General features: G+C 43.2%; 26 protein-coding genes. 23 read left to right on the top strand and 3 right to left on the bottom strand.

The features are described 5' to 3' along the window. The first annotated feature begins 318 nt into the window (after positions 1 to 318). From AS141_RS10430 to AS141_RS10335, 20 genes are all read left to right on the top strand, one after another. Positions 319 to 1,863 (top strand): HAL/PAL/TAL family ammonia-lyase, encoded by a 1,545-nt coding sequence (locus AS141_RS10430; protein ID WP_057937579.1) that lies wholly within the window; start codon positions 319 to 321, stop codon positions 1,861 to 1,863. A gap of 1 nt (position 1,864) precedes the next feature. After that, positions 1,865 to 2,596 (top strand): 3-oxoacyl-ACP reductase FabG, encoded by a 732-nt coding sequence (gene fabG / locus AS141_RS10425; RefSeq protein WP_057937578.1) that lies wholly within the window; start codon positions 1,865 to 1,867, stop codon positions 2,594 to 2,596. Continuing rightward, complete coding sequence (locus AS141_RS10420) at positions 2,593 to 3,807, top strand: beta-ketoacyl-[acyl-carrier-protein] synthase family protein (RefSeq protein WP_057937577.1); 1,215 nt, start codon at positions 2,593 to 2,595, stop codon at positions 3,805 to 3,807. The genes fabG and AS141_RS10420 overlap by 4 nt, the downstream gene beginning before the upstream one ends. Further along, positions 3,804 to 4,052, top strand: coding sequence for an acyl carrier protein (locus AS141_RS10415; RefSeq protein WP_057937576.1), 249 nt, complete (start codon positions 3,804 to 3,806; stop codon positions 4,050 to 4,052). Before AS141_RS10420 ends, AS141_RS10415 begins: the two co-directional genes overlap by 4 nt. After that, positions 4,052 to 4,924 (top strand): LpxL/LpxP family acyltransferase, encoded by an 873-nt coding sequence (locus tag AS141_RS10410; protein WP_057937575.1) that lies wholly within the window; start codon positions 4,052 to 4,054, stop codon positions 4,922 to 4,924. The genes AS141_RS10415 and AS141_RS10410 overlap by 1 nt, the downstream gene beginning before the upstream one ends. After that, positions 4,924 to 5,355, top strand: coding sequence for a hypothetical protein (locus AS141_RS10405; protein WP_057937574.1), 432 nt, complete (start codon positions 4,924 to 4,926; stop codon positions 5,353 to 5,355). The genes AS141_RS10410 and AS141_RS10405 overlap by 1 nt, the downstream gene beginning before the upstream one ends. Before the next feature lie 181 nt (positions 5,356 to 5,536). Further along, entirely contained in the window at positions 5,537 to 5,962 is a 426-nt protein-coding gene (locus tag AS141_RS10400) for an acyl-CoA thioesterase (RefSeq protein ID WP_057937573.1), read from the top strand. Beyond that, the gene (locus AS141_RS10395) at positions 5,947 to 7,065 is read left to right on the top strand and encodes a beta-ketoacyl synthase N-terminal-like domain-containing protein (RefSeq protein ID WP_057937572.1); all 1,119 of its coding nucleotides are present in this window, start codon (positions 5,947 to 5,949) and stop codon (positions 7,063 to 7,065) included. Before AS141_RS10400 ends, AS141_RS10395 begins: the two co-directional genes overlap by 16 nt. A 1-nt stretch (position 7,066) precedes the next feature. Continuing rightward, complete coding sequence (locus AS141_RS10390) at positions 7,067 to 7,639, top strand: beta-ketoacyl-[acyl-carrier-protein] synthase family protein (protein ID WP_057937571.1); 573 nt, start codon at positions 7,067 to 7,069, stop codon at positions 7,637 to 7,639. A 10-nt stretch (positions 7,640 to 7,649) separates the two neighbouring features. Next, positions 7,650 to 7,904, top strand: a complete 255-nt coding sequence (locus AS141_RS10385; protein ID WP_057937570.1) for a phosphopantetheine-binding protein — start codon at positions 7,650 to 7,652, stop codon at positions 7,902 to 7,904. Continuing rightward, a complete protein-coding gene (locus AS141_RS10380; protein ID WP_057937569.1) occupies positions 7,901 to 9,076 on the top strand; it encodes a beta-ketoacyl-[acyl-carrier-protein] synthase family protein in 1,176 nt (391 codons plus the stop codon). The genes AS141_RS10385 and AS141_RS10380 overlap by 4 nt, the downstream gene beginning before the upstream one ends. Then, a complete protein-coding gene (locus tag AS141_RS10375; protein WP_057937568.1) occupies positions 9,076 to 9,990 on the top strand; it encodes a beta-ketoacyl synthase chain length factor in 915 nt (304 codons plus the stop codon). Before AS141_RS10380 ends, AS141_RS10375 begins: the two co-directional genes overlap by 1 nt. Then, positions 9,983 to 10,714, top strand: a complete 732-nt coding sequence (locus AS141_RS10370) for a polysaccharide deacetylase family protein (RefSeq protein WP_057937567.1) — start codon at positions 9,983 to 9,985, stop codon at positions 10,712 to 10,714. Before AS141_RS10375 ends, AS141_RS10370 begins: the two co-directional genes overlap by 8 nt. Continuing rightward, a complete protein-coding gene (locus AS141_RS10365) occupies positions 10,715 to 11,320 on the top strand; it encodes a LolA family protein (RefSeq protein WP_057937566.1) in 606 nt (201 codons plus the stop codon). 1 nt (position 11,321) lies between these two features. Continuing rightward, positions 11,322 to 11,696 carry a hotdog family protein gene (locus tag AS141_RS10360; protein ID WP_057937565.1) on the top strand — a complete coding sequence of 125 codons (375 nt, stop codon included), beginning with the start codon at positions 11,322 to 11,324 and terminating at the stop codon, positions 11,694 to 11,696. After that, positions 11,696 to 12,832, top strand: a complete 1,137-nt coding sequence (locus tag AS141_RS10355; RefSeq protein WP_057937564.1) for a DUF2062 domain-containing protein — start codon at positions 11,696 to 11,698, stop codon at positions 12,830 to 12,832. The genes AS141_RS10360 and AS141_RS10355 overlap by 1 nt, the downstream gene beginning before the upstream one ends. A 389-nt stretch (positions 12,833 to 13,221) precedes the next feature. Next, the gene (locus AS141_RS10350; protein WP_057937563.1) at positions 13,222 to 13,917 is read left to right on the top strand and encodes an ABC transporter ATP-binding protein; all 696 of its coding nucleotides are present in this window, start codon (positions 13,222 to 13,224) and stop codon (positions 13,915 to 13,917) included. Positions 13,918 to 13,920: 3 nt separating this feature from the next. Then, on the top strand, positions 13,921 to 16,431 hold the full coding sequence (locus AS141_RS10345; RefSeq protein ID WP_057937562.1) for a TonB-dependent receptor: 2,511 nt from the start codon (positions 13,921 to 13,923) through the stop codon (positions 16,429 to 16,431). Positions 16,432 to 16,438: 7 nt separating this feature from the next. Then, positions 16,439 to 17,887: an ABC transporter permease gene (locus tag AS141_RS10340; protein ID WP_057937561.1), complete on the top strand. Its 1,449-nt coding sequence runs from the start codon at positions 16,439 to 16,441 to the stop codon at positions 17,885 to 17,887. Between the two features lie 4 nt (positions 17,888 to 17,891). Then, positions 17,892 to 19,238: a DUF3526 domain-containing protein gene (locus AS141_RS10335; protein WP_057937560.1), complete on the top strand. Its 1,347-nt coding sequence runs from the start codon at positions 17,892 to 17,894 to the stop codon at positions 19,236 to 19,238. A gap of 364 nt (positions 19,239 to 19,602) precedes the next feature. Here the strand turns inward: AS141_RS10335 and AS141_RS10330 are convergent, their stop codons facing one another. The 3 genes from AS141_RS10330 to AS141_RS10320 are packed head-to-tail and all read right to left on the bottom strand — an operon-like array spanning position 19,603 to position 22,192. Further along, positions 19,603 to 20,574, bottom strand: coding sequence for a CobW family GTP-binding protein (locus AS141_RS10330; RefSeq protein WP_057937559.1), 972 nt, complete (start codon positions 20,572 to 20,574; stop codon positions 19,603 to 19,605). 9 nt (positions 20,575 to 20,583) lie between these two features. Beyond that, positions 20,584 to 21,777: a GTP-binding protein gene (locus AS141_RS10325; protein WP_057937558.1), complete on the bottom strand. Its 1,194-nt coding sequence runs from the start codon at positions 21,775 to 21,777 to the stop codon at positions 20,584 to 20,586. A gap of 1 nt (position 21,778) precedes the next feature. After that, the gene (locus AS141_RS10320) at positions 21,779 to 22,192 is read right to left on the bottom strand and encodes a MerC domain-containing protein (RefSeq protein ID WP_157243430.1); all 414 of its coding nucleotides are present in this window, start codon (positions 22,190 to 22,192) and stop codon (positions 21,779 to 21,781) included. A gap of 111 nt (positions 22,193 to 22,303) precedes the next feature. On the opposite strand from AS141_RS10320, the gene AS141_RS10315 reads away from it, so the two are divergent. Genes AS141_RS10315 through AS141_RS10305 form a run of 3 tightly spaced genes read left to right on the top strand, consistent with a single transcriptional unit; the run spans position 22,304 to position 24,703 of the window. After that, on the top strand, positions 22,304 to 22,963 hold the full coding sequence (locus AS141_RS10315) for an ABC transporter ATP-binding protein (RefSeq protein ID WP_082632249.1): 660 nt from the start codon (positions 22,304 to 22,306) through the stop codon (positions 22,961 to 22,963). Beyond that, entirely contained in the window at positions 22,960 to 24,276 is a 1,317-nt protein-coding gene (locus AS141_RS10310; RefSeq protein WP_057937556.1) for an ABC transporter permease, read from the top strand. Before AS141_RS10315 ends, AS141_RS10310 begins: the two co-directional genes overlap by 4 nt. Then, positions 24,269 to 24,703, top strand: coding sequence for a hypothetical protein (locus tag AS141_RS10305; protein ID WP_057937555.1), 435 nt, complete (start codon positions 24,269 to 24,271; stop codon positions 24,701 to 24,703). Before AS141_RS10310 ends, AS141_RS10305 begins: the two co-directional genes overlap by 8 nt. Positions 24,704 to 24,985 lie beyond the last annotated feature (282 nt).

Genomic DNA, 24,985 nt, shown 5'->3' with positions numbered 1-24,985 from the left:
GTGGTCTCAACCTGCAATATTACAATCTACCGACCGAAGTTCTTTGAAACTCATTTAAATATTCGTTTAAATAGGGGTGCGGGTTTATCGGGATTACGAAATGTCCTAGTTTTGTTGAATACAAGATTCGGGAAATATGAAATCGAGCATGACTCAAAAGTCACACTCAGGGATGGTTATAATGCATGCGAGATTCCATGTGACCATTTTAAAACAATTATAAACAGATGAAATCGAGCATGACGAAAACGTCACACACCGGGATGATTATTCACCATGCGAGATTCCATATGGCCTTTAAAAACAAATTATAATCATATGAAAGAAAATCTGCCGAGTGATTATCTGCAGTTGGAGGATATTAAAGGGTTTTTCAGAAATAATTCAACCTATGTGTTGTCTGAAACTCAATTGAAGAGATCAATCCGCTCTTTCGAGTTTTTAAGGGAATTCTCCAAAAACAAAGTGATTTATGGAATTAATACGGGCTTTGGGCCCATGGCTCAGTATCGTGTAGCCGATAAAGACCTTAAGGAACTTCAGTATAATCTCATTCGCAGCCATGCCAATGGCACGGGTGATTTTCTTTCTCCGGAAGCTACCAAAATCATCATGATTTGCAGGTTAAATACCCTGGCCCTGGGTTTTTCCGGTACGAGCCCAGAGGTTTTGGTGACCTTGGCAGGTTTTATTGAGCAGGGAATTTATCCGCTTATTCCACAGCATGGCGGAGTCGGGGCAAGTGGAGATCTGGTTCAGCTGGCGCATTTAGCGTTGGGATTGATCGGTGAGGGAAAGGCATATTACAAAGATGGAGTAATGCCTGTGACGCAAGCGCTAGGGATGGCCGGTATCAAGCCGGCTGAGCTGCAGCTCAGGGATGGGTTGTCGCTGATCAATGGTACTTCCAGTATGAGCGGGTTGGCCACGATTAATCTGATCCATACTTCAAAGCTCTTATATTACAGTATACTGGCCTCTTCAGTGATGAATGAATTGACGGCCTCTTATACTGATTCCTTCAGTGAGGAGCTGAATGGTACAAAACTACATCCGGGACAGCACTTTGTAGCCAGGAAAATGCGGGAATTTTTGGCTGACGGGAATGTATTGAAAAACAGGCATGACCATCTTTTCAATGAGAAATACATACACGGTCAGGAATTTTTCTCCGAAAAAGTACAGGAATATTATTCCCTTAGATGTGTTCCCCAGATCATCGGGCCTATTTACGATGCTTTTTTGAATGCCAAGAAAATTGTGGAAGAAGAGATTAATTCGGCAAACGATAACCCGATTGTCTGTGCCGATACGGAGAATGTGTACCATGGGGGTAATTTTCACGGGGATTACATTTCCTTTGAGATGGATAAGCTTAAAATTGGAATAACCAAGCTGAGCATGCTCATGGAGAGGCAGATCAATTACCTGATGAATGAGCGCTTGAACAATAAATTCCCTGCATTCCTGAATATGGGTAAATTGGGATTCAATTTCGGCTTGCAAGGGATGCAGTTCACAGCAGTCAGCACCACCGCAGAAAACCAATCCCTGAGTACACCGGTGTATATTCACTCCATTCCCAATAATGGGGATAATCAGGATATCGTGAGTATGGGTACCAACTCAGCGCTCATGGCAGAGCGGGTGATAAATAATACCTTTGAGGTATTGTCTGTCCAGTTGGTTGCTGTTGCGCAGGCAATAGACATTGATCAGAGCTACGGAAGACTTTCTTCGGCTTCGAAGGGTTTGTATGATTTTGTGAGAGAAGAAATAGACGTGATAAAGACTGATAAGCCGAATTACGAAGGATTGGCCAGATTAAAGACCAAGTTATTACAAAGTAAAGAAGGATTATAAAATGAGAGAGTGTTGTTTGGTCACAGGAGCCTCCAGAGGCATTGGGAAAACCATTGCCCTCACGCTGGCCCAGGATTATGGGTTTCATATTTTGATTAATTACGCCGGCAATGAAGCAGCTGCATTGGAGACTTTAGCGGCTATAGAGGCGAACGGAGGTTCCGGGGAGTTGATGCAATTCCTTGTACAGGACTACGGTAAGACCACTGAAGCAATAGATACCTGGATCAAGGCAAACCCGGAAGATCAGATTAAAGTCTTGGTGAACAACGCGGGGATCACGAAGGACAATTTGCTGGTTTTCATGGAAAAAGATGATTTTAACCAAGTGATTGATGTCAACTTACGGGGGACTTATAATGTGACCAAAGCTGTAATCAATCATATGGTAAGGAAAAGATATGGACGTATCATCAATGTCGCTTCCTTTGCAGGAGTAAAAGGCGTTCCCGGACAAACCAATTATTCTGCTTCCAAAGGCGGGATGATTGCCTTTACAAAGTCTTTGGCACAGGAGGTTGCCAAGAGAAAAATAACGGTGAATGCCGTAGCTCCGGGATTTATACATTCTGATATGACTCAGGATTTGCCGGAGGATGAATTGAAAAAACTGATTCCAATGAATAGATTTGGTACACCCGAAGAGGTAGCAGGCACTGTTTCATTTCTTGTTTCCGATAAAGCCGCCTACATCACCGGAGAAGTAATCAACATAAACGGAGGGATTTCATGAGCAGGGTAGTGATCACGGGAATGGGAATTTATTCCTGTATTGGCAAAAATCTTCAGGAGGTTTTGCATTCCCTGCAAAATGGGTTGAGTGGCATTTCCATTGATCCGGCCAGAGAAGAAATGGGATTTCGGTCTAAACTTGCCGGATTGGTAGAAGAGCCTGATTTGAAAGCTGTCTTAAACAGAAAGCAGCGAAATACCCTAAGTGAAGAGGCTAAATATGCTGTGGTGGCCACCGAGGAGGCGTTGAAAACAGCCGGATTGGATCTTTCCTATTTTGAGAAGAATGAGGTGGGGATCATTTATGGAAACGACTCCTCAGCAAAGGCGGTGATAGAGGCCGTAGATACAATCCGGGCGAAGAAGGATACCACCCTGGTAGGCTCAGGATCTATTTTCCAATCGATGAACAGTACGGTCACCATGAATCTGGCGACGATCTACAAGCTGCGAGGAATCAACTATACGGTCAGTGCTGCCTGCGCTTCAGGGTCACACGCCATAGGAATGGGGTATCAGTTGATCAAAGCAGGCATGCAGGATATGATCATTGTCGGCGGGGCACAGGAAGTGAATCCATTGGCATTTGGGAGTTTTGATGGGCTGGGCGTATTTTCTTCCCGTGAGGAAAACCCCAAAGCGTCCTGTCGTCCCTTTGACAGGGATAGGGATGGGCTGGTGGCCAGTGGTGGTGCCGCCACCCTGATTATTGAAAGCTATGAGTCTGCGACAGCCCGTGGAGCTGTTATTTTAGCAGAATTGGTAGGTTATGGTTTTTCTTCAAACGGAGAGCATATCTCCAACCCCAATGTGGAGGGGCAGGTAAGATCAATCAGGATGGCGCTGAAGGGTGCTGGCCTGGGTCCAGAAGAAATCGACTATGTAAATGCGCATGCCACATCCACTCCGGTGGGAGATAGGTTTGAAGGGATGGCACTTCAAGAGGTATTTGGATCAAAAACCCCAATCAGTTCTACCAAGTCTATGACAGGCCACGAATGCTGGATGGCAGGGGCCAGCGAGATAGTTTATTGCCTACTGATGATGCAGAATGATTTCATTGCGCCGAACATTAATTTCGAAAATCCAGATGAAGTTTCTTCGGAACTTAATATTATTGCACATTCAAAGAAAGCTGAGTTAAGGAATGTAGTCTCCAATTCTTTCGGGTTCGGAGGTACTAATTCGACTTTAATTATAAAGAAAGTATGACGAAGGAAACCGTAATAGATAGGATAAATAGCTTCCTTGTGGAAGAGTTTGAGGTGGATGAAAGCGTCATTGTTCCCAATGCCAGCTTAAAAGATACATTGGAACTGGATAGTTTGGATTACGTGGATTTGGTAGTGGTGATTGAGAATAACTTTGGCTTCAAAGTGACTGGAGAAGATTTCAAGGCTGTAACTACCTATCAGGATTTTTACGATCTGATTTTTGATAAAGTGAGTGCAGAGTAATGGCCTCGTGGACGGGTAGAAGCAAGGGGAATGTTCTCGGATATAAAATAGTAGTAGGTTCTCTGCGCATTTTTGGTTTGTCCAATACGTACATTTTGTTGAGGATAATTTCCTTTTATTACTATCTCTTTGCTGGAGAACCCAAGCTGCATATCCTTGATTTCTATCAAAATCACATGGGCTTTTCCCTTAGGAAATCAAAAGCTTTATGCAAGGCCAATTTCTTTTTGTTGGCACAGAGTATTCTCGATAAGATCGCCTTGGCTATGGAGTTGGGCAGCGATATTTTCTACCGTCAGAAGGGTGAGGACCAGCTGATCCGTATGGCTAAATCAGGTCAGGGAGGCTTTGTTTTTTCTGCCCATGTGGGTAATTGGGATATTGCCGGCAACCTACTACAAAACCTGGATGTGCCCCTGAATGTGGTGATGTTCGAAAATGAGGAGGAGAAAATCAACAGCTACCTGGAAAAGATCGGATCGAAACCCGGTTTTAATATCATTCCGATCAAAGAAGACATGTCCCATTTGGTGAAAATCTATAAACACTACAAGCAAAAGGAGCTGATCTGCATCAATGCTGATCGTTTTTTGCCGGGATCGAAAACCATTGTGGCAAATTTTCTAAATTCGAAAGCACACTTTCCCGAAGGACCATTCTCGATTGTCAATAAGCTAAAAGCAGAATATACTTTCATTTTTGCGGTGAAGCACAGTAAATTTGGGTACGAGTTCAGCGCCACCAAGCCAGCTAAAGCGGAGGGGAAAATCCAGGAAATTGTTGAGAATTATGTCACTGCATTGGAAGAAAAAGTGAAGCAATATCCAGAGCAGTGGTTCAACTACTATGATTTTTACCAAGATCCATCTTAATGCTTTCATCCCAACAATTACATAAAATCCCTGTTATCTCCTTAATTCCCCAACGTGCGCCGATGGTGATGCTTAGTAGGGTCGTTGCCTATTCGAAAGGTAAAATCCAAACAGAACTTGATATTGAAACAGGGAATATCTTTGTAAGCCACGATCTTTTTTCTGAATCGGGAATGCTGGAAAATATCGCCCAGACAGCCGCTGCTATGGTGGGACTGGAAGCTAGGGAAGTAGGAGAAGAAGTCCCACTAGGGTTTATTGGTGGTATAAATAAAGTGAAAGTTGTCGGTTTAGCGGCAGCCTCGCAGACGATTACAACCCATGTGGAAATCCTGCAGGAGGTATTTAATATTAATTTGATCAGAGGTAAATGCTTTATCTTGGATGAATTGCTGATGGAGTGCGAAATGAAAATTGTGACCAATCCCTGAAATCGAACATGACGAAGTACGGCACACAGAGAGATGATTATCTACCATGCGAGATTCCATATGACCGCTAAAAAGCAAATCATAAACAGATGAAATCGAGCATGACTCAAGAGTCACACAGAGGGATGATTATAATGCATGCGAGATTCCATATGGCCCTTGAAAGACAAATTATATTCATATGAAATATATAGAGGACGAAATACTGGTCAATATCCGTTTTTCTGAAGTGGATTCATTGGGCATTGTGTGGCATGGGAATTACCTGAAGTTTTTTGAAGATGGCCGGGAAAATCTCGGTCTCAAATATGGCATGTCCTACCATGATCTCTATGAAAACAAGTTGATTTTGCCCATAGTGGATACTAAAATGAAGTTTAAATCGGTATTGAAATTTGGCCATGTAGCCCGTCTGGTCACGCGGCTACAGTACAGCCAGGCAGCCAAAGTCATTTACAAATACACGGTTTATAATGAAACCACCGACAAGCTGGCTGCCATAGGAGAAACTACCCAGGTGTTCGTGAATGAAGACATGGAACTGCAGTTGAATACCCCTGCTGTTTTTGAAACATGGAAGTCCAATCAAGCATGGCTGGAAAAATAAGAGTTTTTGTAGGCGGGGAAAATATAATCTCACCCTTAGGATGGGGTATCCAGGAAGCATTTTCAAATGCTGTACAGGGAAGAACCGGCCTAAAGAAATTAGAACAACCCTTTCCCGGGATCTCAAAACTACATGCCGCTAAATTTGAGGACTCTTCCTTCTCTACAGACTCCCCTCTAGTGGAATTTGCAGGAGAAAGTTGTCGTGGGAGTTTGGAAGAACTACATTTTGTCCATCAACAGGAAGAACGCTGGCTCTTTGTGTTGAGTACTACCAAGGGAGAAATTATCCAGTTGAAAAATGGAGATGTGGATCGATCTAATCCCCATTATTTAATGCAGCGGCTTCAGAAGGAACTGCCGTTTTCCTGTGAGGGAAAGGTGGTCTCATGTGCCTGCATTTCGGGGTTGTCAGCATTGATCTATGCCGCCGATAGGATCGCCGCTGATCAAATCGATCATGCGCTTGTGGTCGGGGCAGATTTACTCAGTGAATTTATCACACTTGGGTTTGAGTCATTTTTTGCGTTGGATGCTGCTCAGTGTAAACCCTTTGATCAAGACAGAAAGGGACTGAATCTGGGGGAAGCAGCAGCAAGCGTTGTGCTTTCGAAGGATAAAAGTCTATTCAAATCCAGCCTTTTTCAGTACCTGGGTGGCGCTACAAGCAATGATGCAAATCATATTTCCGGTCCATCCCGAACAGGTGAGGGACTCTACAGGGCAGTTTCGAAAACACTGAAGTACAGCAGTAAATCCGCGGATCAGATTCAGTTTATATCAGCTCATGGAACCGGGACACTATACAATGATGAAATGGAAGCCAAGGCTTTCGGGCGGCTGGGATTGGGGAAAACTCCTTTGAATAGCTTGAAGGGCTATTTTGGACATACCCTTGGGGCCAGTGGTCTTGTGGAGCTAGCGATGACAATGCAGAGTATGCGAATGAATTTGCTTCTCAAAACACTGGGGTGTGAAAATGCGGGGACAGAGGCAATGCTCAATGTCCTGACACAAAATCTTGAAACAGACATCCGCTTGGCATTGAAAACGGCATCGGGTTTTGGGGGCTGTAATGCAGCAGTTTTAATCGAAAGGCTGTAAGATGGCTATCCATGTAATCTCTTCCTGTAGCATAGCAAAGGGCAGTATTACCGTCAACGGAACACCTGTTTTTTTCCATGAAGATGGAGATTTTTCCGCGTTCTCAAAGGCAGCATTCAAGAAGCTGGATATTCCCTATTCCAAGTTTTACAAAATGGATAAGCTATGCCAGCTGGCGTTTTTGGGATCAGAATACTTATTGAAGGAGGCTAAGCTAGTCTTCCGTGATGATGAAGTTGCCCAGGTTTTCTTTAATGGGCAATCCAGTTTGGATTCCGATTCAAAACATCAGAAACTTATCCAAGAAGGAGCTAAAGTCAGCCCTGCAGTCTTTGTATATACCTTGCCGAACATCATGATGGGCGAAATAGCGATCAGGAATAAATGGTATGGTGAAAATCTGCTTATTTTGAAGCCGGATTTTGATTTTGAAGAATGGGCGATGGAAGCAAATTTACTGATTTCCGGAGGAAAGGCCACCTACTGCCTTGGGGGCTGGATAGATGTATTTCAGGAGAATTATCAGCTGCAGCTTTATTTGGTGGAAGCTGCAGGAATAAAAATGACGATATAAGTATATAACTATGAGCTTACAGGAAGAAATAAAGGGGCATCTAATCGAGCAGTTGAATTTGGAAGATCTGACTCCGGAAGACATTGCAGATGACCAGCCGCTTTTCGGGGATGCAGGAATAGGATTGGATTCAATTGATGCATTGGAGATTATTGTAATCCTGGACAATCATTTTGGAGTAGTACTGGATAACCCGGACTTGGGAAAGGAAGTTTTTAAGTCAGTGAATACACTTGCAGAGTTCATCGTAAAGAGCCGGTCTTGACAAAGATTAATATTACCGGTCTAGGGATAGTGAGTGCTTTGGGTATCAGTGCGAAGCATCATTTCAATCAGCTCATATCCGGGATGATAGGCATAGGCCATTATCAGCGGGATGGGCAGTACTACTATGCCGGGAAAGTACCTTTTACTAATCAGCAACTTTCCGAATTAGGTAAAGTTGCTTTTTCGGTTTACACCTCAAGAACAGCCTTGTTGGGGATCTTAGCAGCCAAAGAAGCCTTGGGCGGTACCGTGTTTGATTCACGAATTCCCACTGCATTTATCAATGGGACCACTGTAGGGGGGATGGACCGCAGTGAACACTATTTTTCTGAAATAGCCAAGGGAAACCAGGGCGATGCAGCTCTTTTTCAAATGCATGACCTAGGTGCAAACTCAGCTTATATCGCTGAACAAGTGGGTGACTTTGAGTATGTGGATACAATTTCTACTGCCTGTTCATCCTCCGCCAACGCAATCATGTTCGGAGCACAATTAATCCAATCGGGAGAATATAATCGGGTGCTGGTAGGCGGAACTGACGCGTTGTGCAACTTTACAATCGAAGGGTTTAAATCCTTGATGGTCTATGATGCCCACCTGTGCCAGCCGTTTGATGCCAACCGACGGGGGCTGAATCTGGGTGAAGGTGCTGCTTATTTGCTTTTGGAAAGTGACCAGGGTGTAAAGGAAAGCGGTAATCGCTGCCTGGCGAAACTCTCAGGCTGGGCGAACCGCAATGACGCATTTCACAGCACAGGTACTTCCCCAGATGGAATCGGTGCGCAACAAGCCATGCGCGCTGCCCTTGAAACAGCAGCTCTTAGGCCTGATCAGATTGACTATATCAATGCGCATGGCACGGGAACACAGAATAATGATTCATCAGAATTGGCGGCGATGGATGCTGTTTTCAAGGAAAGCTTGCCGGACTTCAGCTCTACCAAAGGAGCGACAGGGCACACCTTGGCTGCTTCTGGAGCTATAGAAGCTGTGTTTGCAGTGCAGAGTTTACTGGAAAACTGTGCTTTCGGAAATTTCAGTCTGGCCGAGCCGATGACAGCTTCTCCTTCACTTTTACGTAAAACTGTTTCAAAGGAGGTAAGACACGCCATGTCAAATTCATTCGGATTTGGTGGGAATTCCACTTCTTTGATTTTTTCCGGGAACTGATGCAAAAACTATACATCCATCAAGCGGTTTCGATCTCTGCCCAGGGCTTTTGGAAAGGCATCCATGTGTTGGGTTTGAAGGAGGATCTGCAAGAATTCAACGCTTTTGACCCAGACTATAAAACGGTAATCCCTGTAATGGCATTGCGCAGGATGTCAAAAATCACCAAAATGGCTTTGATGTGCGGATTGACTGTTTCCCAAAAGCCAGTCTTGGACTGGGATGCAATAATTGTGGCAACAGGGTTGGGTAATCTGTCAGATACCGAGAAGTTTTTGAATCTTATTTACGGTTCTGCAACAGGTTTGAATTCACCGACGGCCTTCACCCAGTCCAGCCACAATACGCTATCCGGGCAGATTGCCCTTCAGCTGAAAAATCATGCCTATAATATGACTCATGTGCAGCGGAGTTTTTCATTTGAAAATGCGCTCAAAGATGCGGTTCTTCAATCCCAATTCGGAGTGGGGAATATCCTTCTTGGTGCGGCGGATGAGCATATTCCCTTGCTTAATAAGCTGGCCAGAGAGGTGGGCTATGAGGAGAGGGAAATTTCCCGGTATGGCGAAGGGGCATCGTTTTTTCACCTTAGTGCAGATATCCCCTCAGAGATTTTTGTAAAGGATATTTTGATCAAGACCAAAGCAGGAAGCCTTCCTGAAGAAAGCGATGCTTTTCTATTGAAAAACCGGATTGACAAGAAATCCTGTTTACTTCTTACCACAGATGATTTGATAAGTACCTGCGGCATGGATCAAAGATCTGTGGCAGAATTAGTTGGAATGTATATGACTAATTCAGGCTTAGCGATGCATTTGGGATGCTCGTATTTATCAGAGAAAGCGTATCAACATGTCTTAATCTGTGCCAATTCAACCACAGGTTTGGGGTTAACATTACTTAGCCATGAGTAAAGTCCAGGCTACTTTGGGAATAGCTGTTCTGCTTGCGGGTGTAATTTTGATGACCTCAATTCCCGACTTATACCTGATTGCTCTGGCAGTTGGCTTATCGGTTTTTTTGTTTGGAATGGCTATGGCTATTAAGCCGCAGTTTTTTGTTAGCTACCTCATGAAAACTACAGAAAACAATGTTTTGCTTAGTTTTGATGATGGCCCAGATCCTGTAAATACTCCATTGGTATTGGATATTCTGAAAAAGCATGATGCAACAGCGATGTTTTTCCTGATCGGCAAAAAGATCCAAGGCAATGAAGCCCTTATTCGGAGAATGCATGCGGAAGGGCATCTATTGGGGAGTCATTCATACAGTCATGATCCTATGATCGGTCTTTGGGGCAGAAAGAAAACCACCCTGGATATCAGTGCAGGACATGAAGTATTGCAGACTGTAGTCCCGGAGGCGGGCAACTGGTATCGGCCTCCATTTGGAGTTACAAATCCAACCATCGCCTTTGCACTCAGGAAGTGCGGTCTGCAGGCGGTAGGGTGGACAGTGAGAAGCTATGATACTGTCAAAAAAGACCCTGAAAAACTCCTTGAAAATCTGAAGCTGAAAATAAAAGGATCAGATATTGTACTCTTGCATGATACGCAACCGCTCACAGTTTCGATACTGGAACCCTTGATAGGGGAATTGAAAAGAAGAAATTTGACCACAAAAGCTGAATTGAATTAAATGCGCTATTTAGTTACACTTCTATTGTTTATCACACTATCTGCCCCTGTTTTTGCCCAGGATCAGGATGCAGCTTTTGCCACCAAGCTCCAAGAATATTACAAGACTGTAAAATCCATAACGGCTGATTTTACCCAGCACAAACAGAGTGTTCTTTTTGATGAGCCACTTGTGTCCAAAGGTCTTTTTTACTACGAAAACGCGGACAAAATCCGCTGGGAGCAGCAGGAGCCAAGCGCCACTTACTTTATCCTAAGTAAAGATGAGCTAATTCAGTTTGATGGTGAATCTATTAGAAAATCCACTGGCTTGAATATGCAGATGAGTATGTTTAGGCAGTTTATTCTCAGTACGGTGGATGGATCTATTTTGAATGATCCTTTATTTGATAAGAGCTTTCATGGCAAGAATGGAAAAATGTCCATCACACTAGTGCCAATGGATAAGCGTATGGCTAAGCGACTGGCAAAGATAGAACTGGTCTTTGATGAGAAAACGCTGCTGCTCGATGAGCTGAAAATGTTTGAAAATCAAAATGATTTCACGGAAATCATTTTTAACAACCAGAGAATAAATACTGCGATTCCCGCATCAATTTTTCAATAAAATGCAGCAGATAGCTTTTGATCAAACAATCGGAATTACTGTCGTTTCCCAGGCAGAAACGGAGTCGACGATGGAAGTTAAGGTGCAGGAAAATAGTCCTGTTTTCGAGGGACATTTTCCCGGAACCCCAATCCTTCCCGGCGTAATTATGGTCGAGGCGGTCAGGTTTTCACTTCAGCGACTCTTTGGGAAAGAATTTCATCTTAAGACAGCATTAAGCATCAAATTCCTGTCTGTACTGAATCCTGCAAAAAATGATACTGTGCGTTTGGGGATTAAACACACAGATGTAGAGGATGGGCTGAAAATAGAAGCAAATCTATTTTCAGGAGATACGGTTTTTTTTAAAATGAAAGGTGTTTATACGCAGGTTTGATGGAAAAGAAAGTTTGCATCATCATCCCTACTTACAACAATGAAGCAACGCTCAGAGAGGTAATATCCGGAGTCTTGCCGATCTGCCCTGACTTATTGGTGGTAAATGATGGTTCTACAGATAATACGGAGTCCATCCTGAACGCATTTCCTGAATTGGATTCTATCAGCTATGAAAACAATCAGGGTAAAGGATACGCATTGAGAAAAGGATTTGAACATGCATTCGGACAGGGGTTTGAGTATGCCATTACCCTTGATTCTGACGGCCAGCATGAGCCTGAAAACATCCAGGATCTCCTGGATCAGATCCAACTCCTAGAGACTGATACTATTCTGATGGGTTCCCGGAATATGACGCAGGAGAACATTCCGAGGAAAAGCAGCTTCGGGAATAACTTCAGTAATTTCTGGTTTTGGGTAGAGACCGGGATCAGGCTCTCTGATACCCAGACGGGATTTCGGGCTTATCCGCTGGTGGCGGTTGCACAAAAGAGATGGTTTACCAAGAAGTTTGAGTTTGAGATAGAAGTTATTGTCCGACTGGCATGGGATGATATTCCGATCAAGGAAGTGCCGGTCCAGGTAAATTATCCTGAAGACAGGGTCAGTCACTTTCGTCCATTAACCGATTTCAGCAGGATTTCAGTTTTGAATTCAGTGCTGTTTGTGTTGGCCTTGGTCTATTATGCACCAAAGCGTCTTATCTTCTCTAAAGGGGAACGTAATATCTTTACCCAGATTAGGAGAGAATTTCAGAGGCATCAGGACGACCCCGTCCACATGGCCGGAGCGGTGGGATTGGGGCTGTTTTTTGGTGTGTTTCCGATTTGGGGATTTCAGATGATTGCTGCATTTTTTGTGGCAAGCCTGCTGAAACTTAATAGGGTCATTGTCCTTACCTTTTCAAATATAAGTTTGCCCCCGCTGATCCCTGTGATCATTTTGTCCAGCTACTTTTTCGGAAGTTTTTTTGTGTCAGAGAAAGTGTTGATTCCCGATTTTTCCAAAATAACCACGGAGACAATTTATCTGCAACTTCATCAGTACCTGGTTGGGGCTATCATTTTGTCTTGCGTTTTGGGCTTTCTGGGGTTTAGCATTACATTTTTTCTGATGAAAATCAGGGGAAAGTAATCCTGTTAGCCCATAGAGTTAAGTTTGTAACCAAAATCAGCTATTCGCTAATTTTTACTAGAGCAGAAGGATTCTGCGTCTAATCACCCATCTTCTGCTTCATAGACAAGGCACCTTCCATGGCTTTACCCACTTCAAAAAAATCTGTCTGTAGTGGGTAAATGTGTGGAAACCTCATGTCGAACACTGGAGATGGTTTTTTTTTAATTTTCGTATTGGCTGCAATAGTGCTCAACTAATAGCAATAGGTTAGGACCGGGGGTCGATAAGAAAGCTGACGGTGGGCAGAGTCGGAGTTTAATTTTAAAATCGCCACAATGTTGCATAAGAGTATGCTGTGAATTACTTTTGCCACATTGTTGCATTTAATATTAAACTTATACGACCACATGCTTGAAGCCATCGAACTAACAAAAAGTTATGGTACATTCCAGGCGCTCAAGGGCCTTAACCTTAAGATTGAAAAAGGAGAAGTATTTTGTTTACTCGGACAGAACGGGGCAGGAAAAACAACCACAATCAATATTTTTCTGGGATTGATCCAGCCAACAAGTGGGAAGGCATTGATCAATTCAATTGAAATAAAGCCCAACTCTTCTGCTACCAATAAGCTGATCTCCTACATCCCGGAGATTGTCCAGCTCTATGGAAATCTTTCGGGAACGGAGAATCTGGAACTCTTCAGCAGGATGGCGGGATTTAAATATTCCAGAAAGGAGCTGGGGTTATTTTTAAATAAAGCAGGTTTACGGGAAGAAGTACATTCGCTTCCGCTATCAACCTATTCAAAAGGAATGCGCCAAAAGGTGGGTATTTCTATCGCGCTCTCCAAGCATGCTCAAATCATTTTTATGGACGAGCCTACATCAGGGCTTGATCCGAAGGCAACTTCTGAGTTTACATTGATTTGCCAAGAGCTGGCAGCTGCTGGCACGTCGATTTTTATGGCGACTCATGACATTTTCAATGCAGTAAAAGTGGGAACTAAAATAGGGATCATGAAAGAAGGAGAACTGGTGCAGACGAGTTTGACCAAAGATTTGGATGCCAGTGTATTACAGGAGTTGTACCTGAAAACGATCTAACACATGAAACCAGCATTTATCTTAACCCTGTTTTTATTTCTTTCTCTAGGTCTTCATACTTACGCACAAGTTCGTATTTCAGGGAATGTTCGTGTCAATACTAATTCAACGCTCCCCGGTGCGACGGTTCTTATCAAAACTACTCATGAAGAGGGAAAAGCGGTGACGGATATTGATGGCCATTTCGAAATTTTAGTAGAAGCCGAAAGTACTTTCCAGTTGGAGGTAAGGTTTCTGGGGTATAAAACTTATAGAAACACTTTTGAAGTTAACGCACAGAATACCTATGACTTGGGCAATATCATCCTGGAAGAAGATGAGCAACAGCTGCAGACTATTGAGGTATTGGGACGTGCCCAGCGTGACTATACCAGTGACTATTCGTTTTCGGCTACCAAGATTGGGGTTAAAAATAAGGAATTGCCCCAGTCACTTTCTGTGGTGACCAAAGAGTTTATTGACGATAGACAGGCATATCAGTTATCAGAAGCTGTCAAAACTGTGAGCGGTGTGAGCTCTACTGGATTCTATAACCACTATAACATCCGTGGGATCACCCAAAATGAGGAGGGGCAGATCTTAAATGGAATGCGTACCCACCAATACTTTTTTCTCCAACCGATCACGACGAATATTGAGCGTGTGGAAGTGTTAAAGGGTCCGGCATCTGTGACTTTTTCCAGTGTGGATCCCGGCGGATCCATCAACTTAGTCACCAAAAAACCATTGATGGAAGACCGTAAGGAGATACAGATGAGTGTGGGAAGCTTCTCCACTTTTCGCGGTTCCCTGGATTTTACTGGACCCTTAAATCAGGAAAAGACGCTTTTATATCGCCTGAACGCCGGATTGCAACAAGGAAAATCATACCGGGATTTAGTAAAGAATGATGCTTTTTTGGTATCGCCATCTATCAGCTATGTTCCCAATGACAGAACCGCAATAAATGTGGAAATGATCTATAGTGACAACACAGGGACATTGGATAGGGGACAACCAATCTTTGGTGCTATATCGGGAGCTACTGATCTATACAGTACGCCTATAGGGCGGAGCTTGAGTGCCAATGAAGATTATTTTAGATCCACTGAATTGGTATTTATGACTACGCTAAGTCAGAAGTTAGCGAGCTTTCTCAATTTCAATATGGCGTATATGAAGCAGACCTGGACGGAAGACTTGGCTGAACACCGCACGACCAACGCTTTCGCAGTGGACATTGATAATAGCCAAGTGCCCAGTCTGGTAAGTATGCGTTACATCGCCCGTCAGCAGTTTTGGGATACAGATAACCTTAACACTTATTTTGACGCTGAATTCATTACAGGTAGTGTTGGCCATAAGGTATTGGTAGGATATGACCTCAGCAGATGGCACAAGACCAAAGGCGGCAGACAGAATTCTGCAAGCGGATTCCTTTTGGAGAACGGTCTGGTGGCCAATAGGTTTGATCCTGAGAATGCCCAGGAATACCTGACCTATGAGTCCAAAGGTATTACTTTACCCATGCCCAATGTGCCTTACTTTGACTTGAACAATCCAACCTATGCGACTGTAAATACCGAAGAATATACCTTCAATTCAACTTTTGCTATCCCCCCCACTTTGACCACAACCAATGGTGTATATATTCAGTACCAATTAAAATTGGGCAAATTTTCATCTTTACTAAGCCTACGACAGGAGTGGTTTGAAGATATCACCAATTATGGTACGGGACAGGAAGCCAGTTTTACAAATTCGACACTCATTCCAAGGATCGGATTGGTGTATGGGATAAGTAAGGACATTAACATCTACGCCACTTATCTGGAAGGATACCAGCCACAGTCCAATACGGTAACTCTGATGCCCAGTACAGGAGCCTTTTTCTGGAATCCAAATTCACCTGCCCGTTTCAAACCGCTCATCAGCGACTTAAAGGAGCTTGGTGCAAAAGGGGATTTTCTAGACAATAAACTGAATATCTCACTGGCTGCTTATGAGATCAATCAAGAAAATATCCTGATGAATGCCAATCTGCCTGATTACCCGGATTCTTTGGTACAACGGGGAGCTGATAGGAGCCGTGGGATTGAACTGGAACTGAACGGCTACATTTTACCTAATTGGCAGGTGAATGCCTCCTATAGCTATGTCGATGCGGAGATCATGGCGGACGCGGACGAGACTTTGATCGGCAAAAGGAAAGAAAATGCGCCTGTCAACAGTGCAAATCTTTGGATGAGGTATGATTTTGAGGCCACAAATGGATTTCTGGATGACTTGGGTGTCGGGCTGGGAATTCAGTATAGTGGGAGCAAAATACCGTGGTATACCCGGGATTTTACCTTGCCTGAATATGTCCTGGGGGATCTTGCTGTATACTACATGCCCAAGCAAAGTGACTTTCAGCTGACACTAAAAGTCAATAACATCATGGACAGAACCTACTGGTTAGGGGCGCAGAACTTCCTGCGATTATTTCCCGGAGCACCACGGAACATGATGCTTACCGCAGCTTATAAATTTTGATTAACACATGAAGAGAGAAAATATCATATTGATAGCCAGGCATTTTTGGGTCAATGCTTTCAGGGGTAAAGTGGTCTATCCATTAATGATCATCATTTCGCTTTTGCTTTGCTTCAGCGCTTATTCAGGATGGACATATTATGAAAAGCAAAATGAGATACGAAGCAATTATCAGCAGAAGGCCCGGGAGAGCTGGGAGTCCAATCCTGATAAGCACCCGCATAGAATGGCGCATTTTGGCACTTTTGCCTTTAGGCTTAAATACCCGTTAAGCATGTTTGATTCGGGAATCGAGAGTTTTACCGGAAATGCGGTTTTTCTGGAAGCCCATAAGCAAAACTCTGTCAATTTCTCTGAAGCCAGCCTTTCTACCGGTTTACTCAGATTTGGTGAGCTTAGCATGGCGATGGTACTTCAGACAGTGTTTCCATTGATCATATTTTTTCTGGGATTTTCTGCTGTGTCCGCAGATAGGGAAAATGGTACACTGAAAATAATTTTGGTTCAAGGCGCGGGCTGGAAAGAAATATTAATCGGGAAATCACTTGGGTTACTGGCGCTGATCGTTCTCTGCTTTATTCCTGTCCTGCTCTTAATGCTATATTTTTTGACTGGACAAGAGGGGAGAGCCGCTACGGATGTATGGATAAGATTTCTGTGCATAGGACTGATTTACGCGTTGTTCTTTATGATTCTTAGTCTGGTGACAGTCTCAGTTTCCGCCAGCTCCCGAAAATCCAAAAATGCACTGATTACCTTGCTGGGGATATGGCTTTTTTTGGTGGTTTTACTTCCCCGTTCCTCGCAGGCATTGGGAAGTTATTTTTATCCATCTCCCTCCAAAGTGGAATTTGAATCTCTCATAGAAGAGGAGACGATCCAAAAAGGGGATAGCCATAATCCTGACGATCCCTATTTCAATTCAATGAAGGACTCTGTATTAAACGCTCATCAAGTATCCTCTGTAGAAGATCTCCCCTTTAATTATGGCGGATTCGTCATGGGAATAGGAGAGAAAAACAGTTCTATGATATACAGAAAGCATCTGGATGAACTGATGAGAAATTATGAGCGACAGAATAGTCTTTCTAAAATAACAGCTTTAATCAATCCGTATATGGCGGTAAAAAACCTTTCAATGGCCCTGTCGGGAACTGACTTTGCCTCATATGTCGATTTTCAACATCAGGCCGAAAAATACAGATATGAGCTGGCGCAAAAGATGAATGAACTCCAAATGGAACATATCAGTCCTAAAAAAAGTGAGGGATCTGCCGGGAAGTCACATGTGATCGGTAAGGAGAACTGGAGTGGGATTCCTGATTTTCAGCATCACTTTTTTTCATTTGAAAATGCCCTGAAAAATGAATTGCTATCCTTGATTTCATTAGTACTATGGTGCTTGACCGCTGTTTGGGGAGTAACCTACCTTTCCCACAAAGCTAAATCCGTTTAAAATTATGTACCGGTTAATATTTAAGCAGTTTTTCCGATCTAAAGTTGTGATTCTATCCCTGGTCCTAGTAGTAGTGCTTGGACTTGCAGGTATTCTGATAGGGAAGCAATTTCTGGATAGACAGGAAAGGGCAACCGAACAGGTAACTCAATATCAAAAGGAGCACATTGAGCGCAACGTTAAATTCCACCAGGATGAGATGGGATTACTGCTATATTATTTGCGTTTTGCGCTGATCAACCAGCCAGACAAATTAGCTGGACTATCTATAGGACAAAGTGATGTCAATCCAACTATACAGAATGTCACCATCAGGAATCTTGAAGGGCAGAAATACGATACGGATTTGGTCAATCCTTCAAGCCTTCAGGCCGGTAATCTGGATTTGGGATTTGTAATTATCTACTTGCTGCCCTTGCTGATCATTGTTTTCATGTTCAATCTCCTCTCTGAGGAAAAAGAAGCAGGGACATGGAATCTGGTCTCTATCCAATCCACATCAAAATTAAAGTACCTTCTCACCAAACTATCTGTAAGAGGTATTGTTTTGATGGCCCTGTTTGTGTTCTTGCTAGGGATAGGGAAATTGGTGCTGGGATTTGCGCTTGACAGCGCTTATTTTGCTTTTTTTCTTTTAGGAACCTGCTATTTGGCTTTCTGGTTTTCTGTATGCTTTTTGGTAGTTTCCTTTCAAAGGAATTCTAGCTTTAATGCGGTGACACTTCTATCCGTCTGGTTGGTGTTGGCAATTCTTCTGCCTGCAGGAATAAACAACTACCTGGGTAATCAATATCCGGTGCCAGAAGCCTTAGAAACTATGATCGATCAGCGGGATGGATATCATAAAAAGTGGGATTCCGATAAACGGGAAACTATGGAGCGTTTTTATACTCATTATCCGCAGTTTGAATCCTATGGTTATTCTGAAGGTGAGGAATTCTCCTGGCTTTGGTACTACGCCATGCAGCAAATGGGCGACGACGATGCCAGGGAGGAAAGTAATAAGATGAGAGACAAGCTCATGCTACGCGAGCAGGTAAGTAAAAGTGTCTCCTGGTTTGTTCCTACCATGCATATTCAGTTAGGCTTTAATGAAATAGCGGGGACTGGCTCTTCTGATCACATGGCTTTTTTGGACAAGACTAATGCTTTCCACGAGCGGCTTAGGCTTCACTTCTATCCTAAAATTTTTGCCAATGCATCTGCACTGGATGAGAATTGGAGGGATTTTCAACCTGAATTTACAGAAAAGAACCTTTCTGTAGAATGGGGCAATCTTTTACTCCCGTTGATTTGCTGTACTGTAATGGTATTCATTTTTGCCTTCTATTTTGCCAATTCCATAAAGTAAACAAAAGCCAGAAGGGTTTCTCGTAATAAACTAAGATTAGGGTGTCGATACATGCGAAATTGCTGATCTGCGTTTTGTTATTTTTACCTTGTTTGGGTTTCGCCCAAGAGGGTATGGTTCATGGTAAGGTCACCCATTTAGAATATGAGCCACTTCCTGGAGTGACAGTAGAAGTTAAAGGGACAGATGTAGATACTGTGCCGATATAAGGGAGAATTTCATGTCAGAGCCAAGAAGGGAGACATACTTATGTTTTCATTTCTTGGGATGAAATTCAAAGAAGTTGAAATCCTGGGGGAAACTTTTATAGAAGAAGTATTATTACAGGATGATGATACGGTTCTGGACGAAGTGGTAGTGATATTTAGAAAGTCGATGGTGGAAGCGTATGCCAAGACAGCGCCCGCTTGAACAGCTTTTCCAGAGCACTCCGCTGAAGACCCTTGCCGATGATTACAAGTTGTGAATTTGGATATTCAATGGCTGGGTTATTTTCAGAATGTGAAATCTCCACCTGTTTTCCATGTGTCTGGATTATTGATGGAGTTTTATCATCCTGGAACCAAACTAACCCCTTGATACGATAGATCTGGTGATAGCTTAGGAAAAGAACCATTTTGAGCTGATTAAGGAGCATTTCTCTGTCAAATGCTTGGTTTACGTCCAGGGTAAGGCTTTTCAATGGATGTTCCGAAACCTTCCCCCACCACTCTGACGTGTTGGCTGGGTGCCACTCGCTTCTTTCTTGGGTAAAAATATCCACCGGAAGTTGGCCCTGATCGGTGGGTATTATTCTTGCCAAGGTGTTGATGTTCAGTAGCAGATCTACCAGTTCCAAGAGGTATTTTGGCGTTACCAGGGATTTCTTATTCAATACGACAACATCTGCTGCTGCGATTTGACGGCTTACTTCCGGGACTTCATCGATCCAATCTTCCAGACAGGAAGCATCCGCTATACAGATGACCAACTTTAAGTCAAAGTATAGAGCTACTTCCTTCTGGGTAAAAAGTGCGGCAATACTCCCGGGATCAGCGACACCTGACGCTTCTATAAATAGGTTGTCCGGCTTGGGCTCTGAGCTGATGATAGAGGCAAGTACATCTACCAGCTCCTTATCCAAAGAGCAACAGATGCAGCCATTGTTCAACTCAAAAAGAGAGTCATATCGGGTGGCCACCAGATATGAGTCAATCGATACTTTTCCAAACTCATTCTCAATAATAATGTTATTCTTATTTTTCCTTGCTTCAAGGAGGCGGTTTAAAACTGTGGTTTTGCCCGCCCCCAAAAAACCGGTAAGTAGATATACATTAATACGGGATGATTTCTTCATTCTTAGGGATTAAATAGGCCACTCGTCTTTAAACTGGGTGGTCATGGAAAAATATTTAGCTTCACTTTCGGTGACCAGGCATGAAGTCAGCTCCTCTATGAGCAACTCTTTTTCCATATCCTGCCCGATCAAGACCAACTCATTCATGCGATCTCCGAATTGACCGTCCCATTTTTCCATAATCAATTCCCTATTATCCACATATCCCGGGTTTCGCAGTCTTTCTTTTTCAGAAAAGGCAGCCCACCACGTGCCAAAGAGATCTGCTTTCAATGAACCTCCTGCCTGGCTCCAGAGCAAAGCATGATGGGGACGTGTCGCCAGCCAAAACAGTCCTTTGCTTCGCAGGATATTTGATGGCCAGGATTGGTTGATAAATTTCCAGAACCTACCGGGATGGAAAGGTCTGTGGTCTCTGAATACAAAACTGCTGATACCATATTCTTCTGTTTCAGGGACATGTTCTTTGTTGAGTTCCTTGAGCCAACCTGCGGCCTGCTCGGCTTTGTCATAATCAAACAAATGTGTATTGAGAACTTCTTGAGGAGAAACCTGTCCATAAGAAGTCCGGATAATCTTCGCTTCAGGATTCAACTTGATCAGCATTCCTTCCAATAATTTTAGGTTTTCTTCTGCTACCAAATCACTTTTGTTCAGAACGATTACATTGGCGAACTCAATCTGATCAGTAAGCAGATTTACAATTGATCTGGCATCTTCCGGATCATCAGTCATATTTCTGTCCAAAATGGTTTCTTGGGAGCTGAAATCCTTAAAGAAATTGAATGCATCCACCACGGTAACCATGGTGTCCAACCTGCTGATCTCATGGAGATCCAGTAGGCTGTCTCCTGTTTCAAATGAAAAGGTCTGTGCTACAGGAATAGGTTCGGAAATTCCAGTACTCTCTATTAGTAAATAGTCAAATTTATTCTGACGGGCGAGCTTCTGTACTTCCTGGATCAGGTCTTCTCTAAGTGTACAGCAGATACAGCCATTAGACATCTCAATAAGTTTTTCTTCTGTTCTGGAGAATTTGATCTCGTTCTGAACCAACTTTGAATCTACGTTGACTTCACTCATGTCATTGACTATAACAGCGACTTTGTATCCCTCACGGTTGTTGAGGATATGGTTGAGTAGTGTTGTTTTTCCGGCACCAAGGAATCCGCTTAGCACGGTCACTGGAATTCTGTTTTGCATATTACTGGGAATGGTTTTTACAGTCTGGGAATTCTGTTTCCGATTTTCGTATATAGCTCCAGTTGACATAGTGGGCGATCCCCACCATCACTGCCCCGAAGGGTGTAATGATAAATTCCAACTCCTCAGGACCCCCGATTAATCCAAAGGCAATGATCAGAAATCCTAAGCTGACAATTAGTATTGGTAGCTTTTTTTTATGATGCCGTAGATATCCGTGTGACAGCGCGTATATCGCCAGAAAAAGGCTGAGCAAAATAATGCTGTATTCTATCCATGGATTGTCCAAAAATCCCAATCCTAAAAAAGGGAGTGCACTTATCAAAAATGGTAATAAGGCGCAATGGATTGCACAGGCTATTGAAGTCGAAAAGCCGATAAAATCCAAATGAGTTCCTGCGAATGTGTTTTTCATACTTTGTTTTTGCAATAGTGTTGCAAACATAAAAATTATCAAACTTAAATGCAACATTATTGCAAATAAGCGTTGAAGTATATAGGTTTGAGCCATCCATTACACATCGGTATGCTTACTATACAATCGCTTTCATTCGAATATGACCTGTACAACTGCTTTGAATTCCCTGATCTACAGGTAAGTGAAGGACAGAATTTACTGGTTTTGGGGGAATCAGGAATCGGGAAAACCACCTTTCTACACTTGATCGCAGGTCTTTTGAAGCCTAAAACAGGAAAGATTTTTATTGGCGATACAGATATCACCCGACTGGACGGAAAGCAACTGGATGCCTTTAGGGGCAGTACTATCGGAATAGTATTTCAACGCCCTCATTTTATACATTCACTCACCTTGGGAGAAAACCTCTCAATTATCCGGTGTGTAGGTAAGAAGCAACCGGACACCCAGAAAATAAAAGATGTGTTGGAGGGGCTTGGAATACTTTCCAAAATCAACATTCGCCCACATCTTCTCTCCCAAGGTGAGCAGCAGCGAGCCAGTATTGCTATGGCGGTAATCAATGAACCCAAATTTATTCTGGCTGATGAACCTACCTCGGCATTGGATGATAAAAATTGCATCAAAGTCATTGAGTTGCTGAAGGCCCAGACGCAGCGAAATAATGCGAGCCTTATTATTATCACACACGATCAACGTCTTAAATCTGAGTTCAGCCACTCTATAGTTCTTTCTGCGAAAAACCTGACTTCAGTTATTAACGGATGAATATTTTCCATCTAAGTATTAAAAATATCGTATCGAAGCCTCTTTCGACTGGATTAAGCTTGATTTTGTTGTCTCTCGGTGTAGCGCTCATCTCTTTGATGCTGCACATTGACAGGCATTTGCAAGCACAGATGAGTACTAATATCCGCGGCATAGACATGGTGGTGGGAGCCAAGGGCAGTCCTCTTCAACTCATTCTTTCAGCCGTATTCCAAGTAGATGTTCCCACTGGAAACATAAGGCTGTCGGAGGCCAGAACTCTTCAGAAAAACAGACTGGTGGAGTATGGGATTCCGCTTTCTTATGGAGATAGTTATGAAAGTTTCCGTATCGTGGGGACGACGGATAAATACCCTGAAATCTACACTATGGAAATGGCAGAAGGAAGATTGTGGGCAAGTTCTCTGGAAGTAAGCATAGGGGCAGCTGTTGCTGAAAAAACAGGATTGAAAGTAGGGGATACATTTCTGGGTTCCCACGGCTTAAGTGAAGGCGGTCATGTACATGAAGATCAGTACTATGTGGTTAAGGGCATATTTCATCCTTCGGGATCTGTCATTGATCAGCTGATTTTGACCGGGCTTGAGAGTGTTTGGGATATCCATGACAATCACTCCAATCACCAGTCCGAAGAAAGCCATCAGGAGGAGCATACAGATGGAGATCGAATGGAAGAGGACCATGCCCATGATTCTGAGGAGGCGAATTCCAAATCTGCCTATAGTGATGATCATGAAGGCCATTCACATGATGCTCCCCGTGAGGAAGGACGTGAGATTACAGCAATGCTGGTAAAATTCAGAAGTCCCCTGGGAATGGTGCAGTTACCCAGAATGATCAATGAAAAAACCAACATGCAAGCTGCTTTGCCAAACTATGAATTGTTGAAGCTCTTTAGTTTGATGGGGATAGCTACTACTACACTCAATATGGTCGCCTTCACCGTTATACTGGTTTCGGGGATCAGTGTGTTTATCAGTCTGTACCTAAGCCTGAAGGGACGTACCTTCGAGATGGCTCTTCTTCGTACTTATGGTGCTTCGCGGCAGCAGCTGCTCGGAATGGTGTTTCAGGAAGGGGTGCTGGTGGCCTTTTCCGGGTTTGTGCTGGGCTTGCTTTTAAGTAGGGCTGGGTTGGGTGTAATCTCCGTTTTACTGAAATCAGACTATCGCTATGAGTTTTCCGATATGGCATTGCTTAAGGACGAGGGATATCTGTTACTGATCACTTTGTCCATTGGCTTTTTAGCGGCTCTGATCCCCGCCATTACTGTATTTAAAATTGATTTATCCAAAAGCTTATCTGATGCATAGATTTTCATTCCTTTTCGTATGCTGTCTAATTTCCACTCCTGTTTTCTCGCAGACGATAATCAATTGGGATATACTTTCTGATGTGGCCTTTTCGGACAAGTACAGCGAGGAAGTAGAGGCGTATTACTATTTCCCGACTTTCGGGCCTTCGGTTCTGGCCTTGAAAAATAAGGAAGTGATCATTAAAGGTTATGTACTGGAAATAGATAGGGGCAATGACGTGTATATACTTTCAGCCAATCCGTTTGCTGCCTGCTTTTTTTGTGGAGGAGCCGGCCCCGAATCCATAGTGGAACTCAAACTCGGCAAGAATCATCCAAGGTTAACAATGGATCAGGTGGTTACTTTCAAGGGCATTCTCAAGCTGAATGCAGTGGATATATACCAGTGCAATTATATACTGGAGAATGCCATGGTTTTCCGATAAAGCGATCATGATACCATCACAATGGTTGAAAATTAAAGCGTAAATCCTTCAGGTAAAGAGCATGGTATTTTAAGAAAATCTTAACACTCTGTGTTGGGCGAGGATTGGGTTAAGGGAATTTATTATCTTAGTCTCAGCAGAAACCCATAGCATGTGAACAATGACGGTATAGGCGCAATAGGAGAATCTATTTTCAGCCAACTTTTCCTAATGGACCGGATAAAAAATAAATAGGCACTGCCTTAAATCTTGGCCTCGGCGTACAGGGAATTGGCTTTTAAT

Origin of the sequence: Algoriphagus resistens (assembly GCF_001442615.1) — a bacterium.
GTDB lineage: Bacteria > Bacteroidota > Bacteroidia > Cytophagales > Cyclobacteriaceae > Algoriphagus > Algoriphagus resistens.
Note: the sequence above shows the minus strand (reverse complement) of the source record. Positions and strands in the feature narration are given on the sequence as shown.

Coding starts and splice junctions, on each gene's coding strand:
- AS141_RS10430 (WP_057937579.1), top strand. CDS start 319: ATGAAAGAAAATCTGCCGAGTGATTATCTGCAGTTGGAGGATATTAAA.
- fabG (WP_057937578.1), top strand. CDS start 1,865: ATGAGAGAGTGTTGTTTGGTCACAGGAGCCTCCAGAGGCATTGGGAAA.
- AS141_RS10420 (WP_057937577.1), top strand. CDS start 2,593: ATGAGCAGGGTAGTGATCACGGGAATGGGAATTTATTCCTGTATTGGC.
- AS141_RS10415 (WP_057937576.1), top strand. CDS start 3,804: ATGACGAAGGAAACCGTAATAGATAGGATAAATAGCTTCCTTGTGGAA.
- AS141_RS10410 (WP_057937575.1), top strand. CDS start 4,052: ATGGCCTCGTGGACGGGTAGAAGCAAGGGGAATGTTCTCGGATATAAA.
- AS141_RS10405 (WP_057937574.1), top strand. CDS start 4,924: ATGCTTTCATCCCAACAATTACATAAAATCCCTGTTATCTCCTTAATT.
- AS141_RS10400 (WP_057937573.1), top strand. CDS start 5,537: ATGAAATATATAGAGGACGAAATACTGGTCAATATCCGTTTTTCTGAA.
- AS141_RS10395 (WP_057937572.1), top strand. CDS start 5,947: ATGGCTGGAAAAATAAGAGTTTTTGTAGGCGGGGAAAATATAATCTCA.
- AS141_RS10390 (WP_057937571.1), top strand. CDS start 7,067: ATGGCTATCCATGTAATCTCTTCCTGTAGCATAGCAAAGGGCAGTATT.
- AS141_RS10385 (WP_057937570.1), top strand. CDS start 7,650: ATGAGCTTACAGGAAGAAATAAAGGGGCATCTAATCGAGCAGTTGAAT.
- AS141_RS10375 (WP_057937568.1), top strand. CDS start 9,076: ATGCAAAAACTATACATCCATCAAGCGGTTTCGATCTCTGCCCAGGGC.
- AS141_RS10370 (WP_057937567.1), top strand. CDS start 9,983: ATGAGTAAAGTCCAGGCTACTTTGGGAATAGCTGTTCTGCTTGCGGGT.
- AS141_RS10365 (WP_057937566.1), top strand. CDS start 10,715: ATGCGCTATTTAGTTACACTTCTATTGTTTATCACACTATCTGCCCCT.
- AS141_RS10360 (WP_057937565.1), top strand. CDS start 11,322: ATGCAGCAGATAGCTTTTGATCAAACAATCGGAATTACTGTCGTTTCC.
- AS141_RS10355 (WP_057937564.1), top strand. CDS start 11,696: ATGGAAAAGAAAGTTTGCATCATCATCCCTACTTACAACAATGAAGCA.
- AS141_RS10350 (WP_057937563.1), top strand. CDS start 13,222: ATGCTTGAAGCCATCGAACTAACAAAAAGTTATGGTACATTCCAGGCG.
- AS141_RS10345 (WP_057937562.1), top strand. CDS start 13,921: ATGAAACCAGCATTTATCTTAACCCTGTTTTTATTTCTTTCTCTAGGT.
- AS141_RS10340 (WP_057937561.1), top strand. CDS start 16,439: ATGAAGAGAGAAAATATCATATTGATAGCCAGGCATTTTTGGGTCAAT.
- AS141_RS10335 (WP_057937560.1), top strand. CDS start 17,892: ATGTACCGGTTAATATTTAAGCAGTTTTTCCGATCTAAAGTTGTGATT.
- AS141_RS10330 (WP_057937559.1), bottom strand. CDS start 20,574: ATGAAGAAATCATCCCGTATTAATGTATATCTACTTACCGGTTTTTTG.
- AS141_RS10325 (WP_057937558.1), bottom strand. CDS start 21,777: ATGCAAAACAGAATTCCAGTGACCGTGCTAAGCGGATTCCTTGGTGCC.
- AS141_RS10320 (WP_157243430.1), bottom strand. CDS start 22,192: ATGAAAAACACATTCGCAGGAACTCATTTGGATTTTATCGGCTTTTCG.
- AS141_RS10315 (WP_082632249.1), top strand. CDS start 22,304: ATGCTTACTATACAATCGCTTTCATTCGAATATGACCTGTACAACTGC.
- AS141_RS10310 (WP_057937556.1), top strand. CDS start 22,960: ATGAATATTTTCCATCTAAGTATTAAAAATATCGTATCGAAGCCTCTT.
- AS141_RS10305 (WP_057937555.1), top strand. CDS start 24,269: ATGCATAGATTTTCATTCCTTTTCGTATGCTGTCTAATTTCCACTCCT.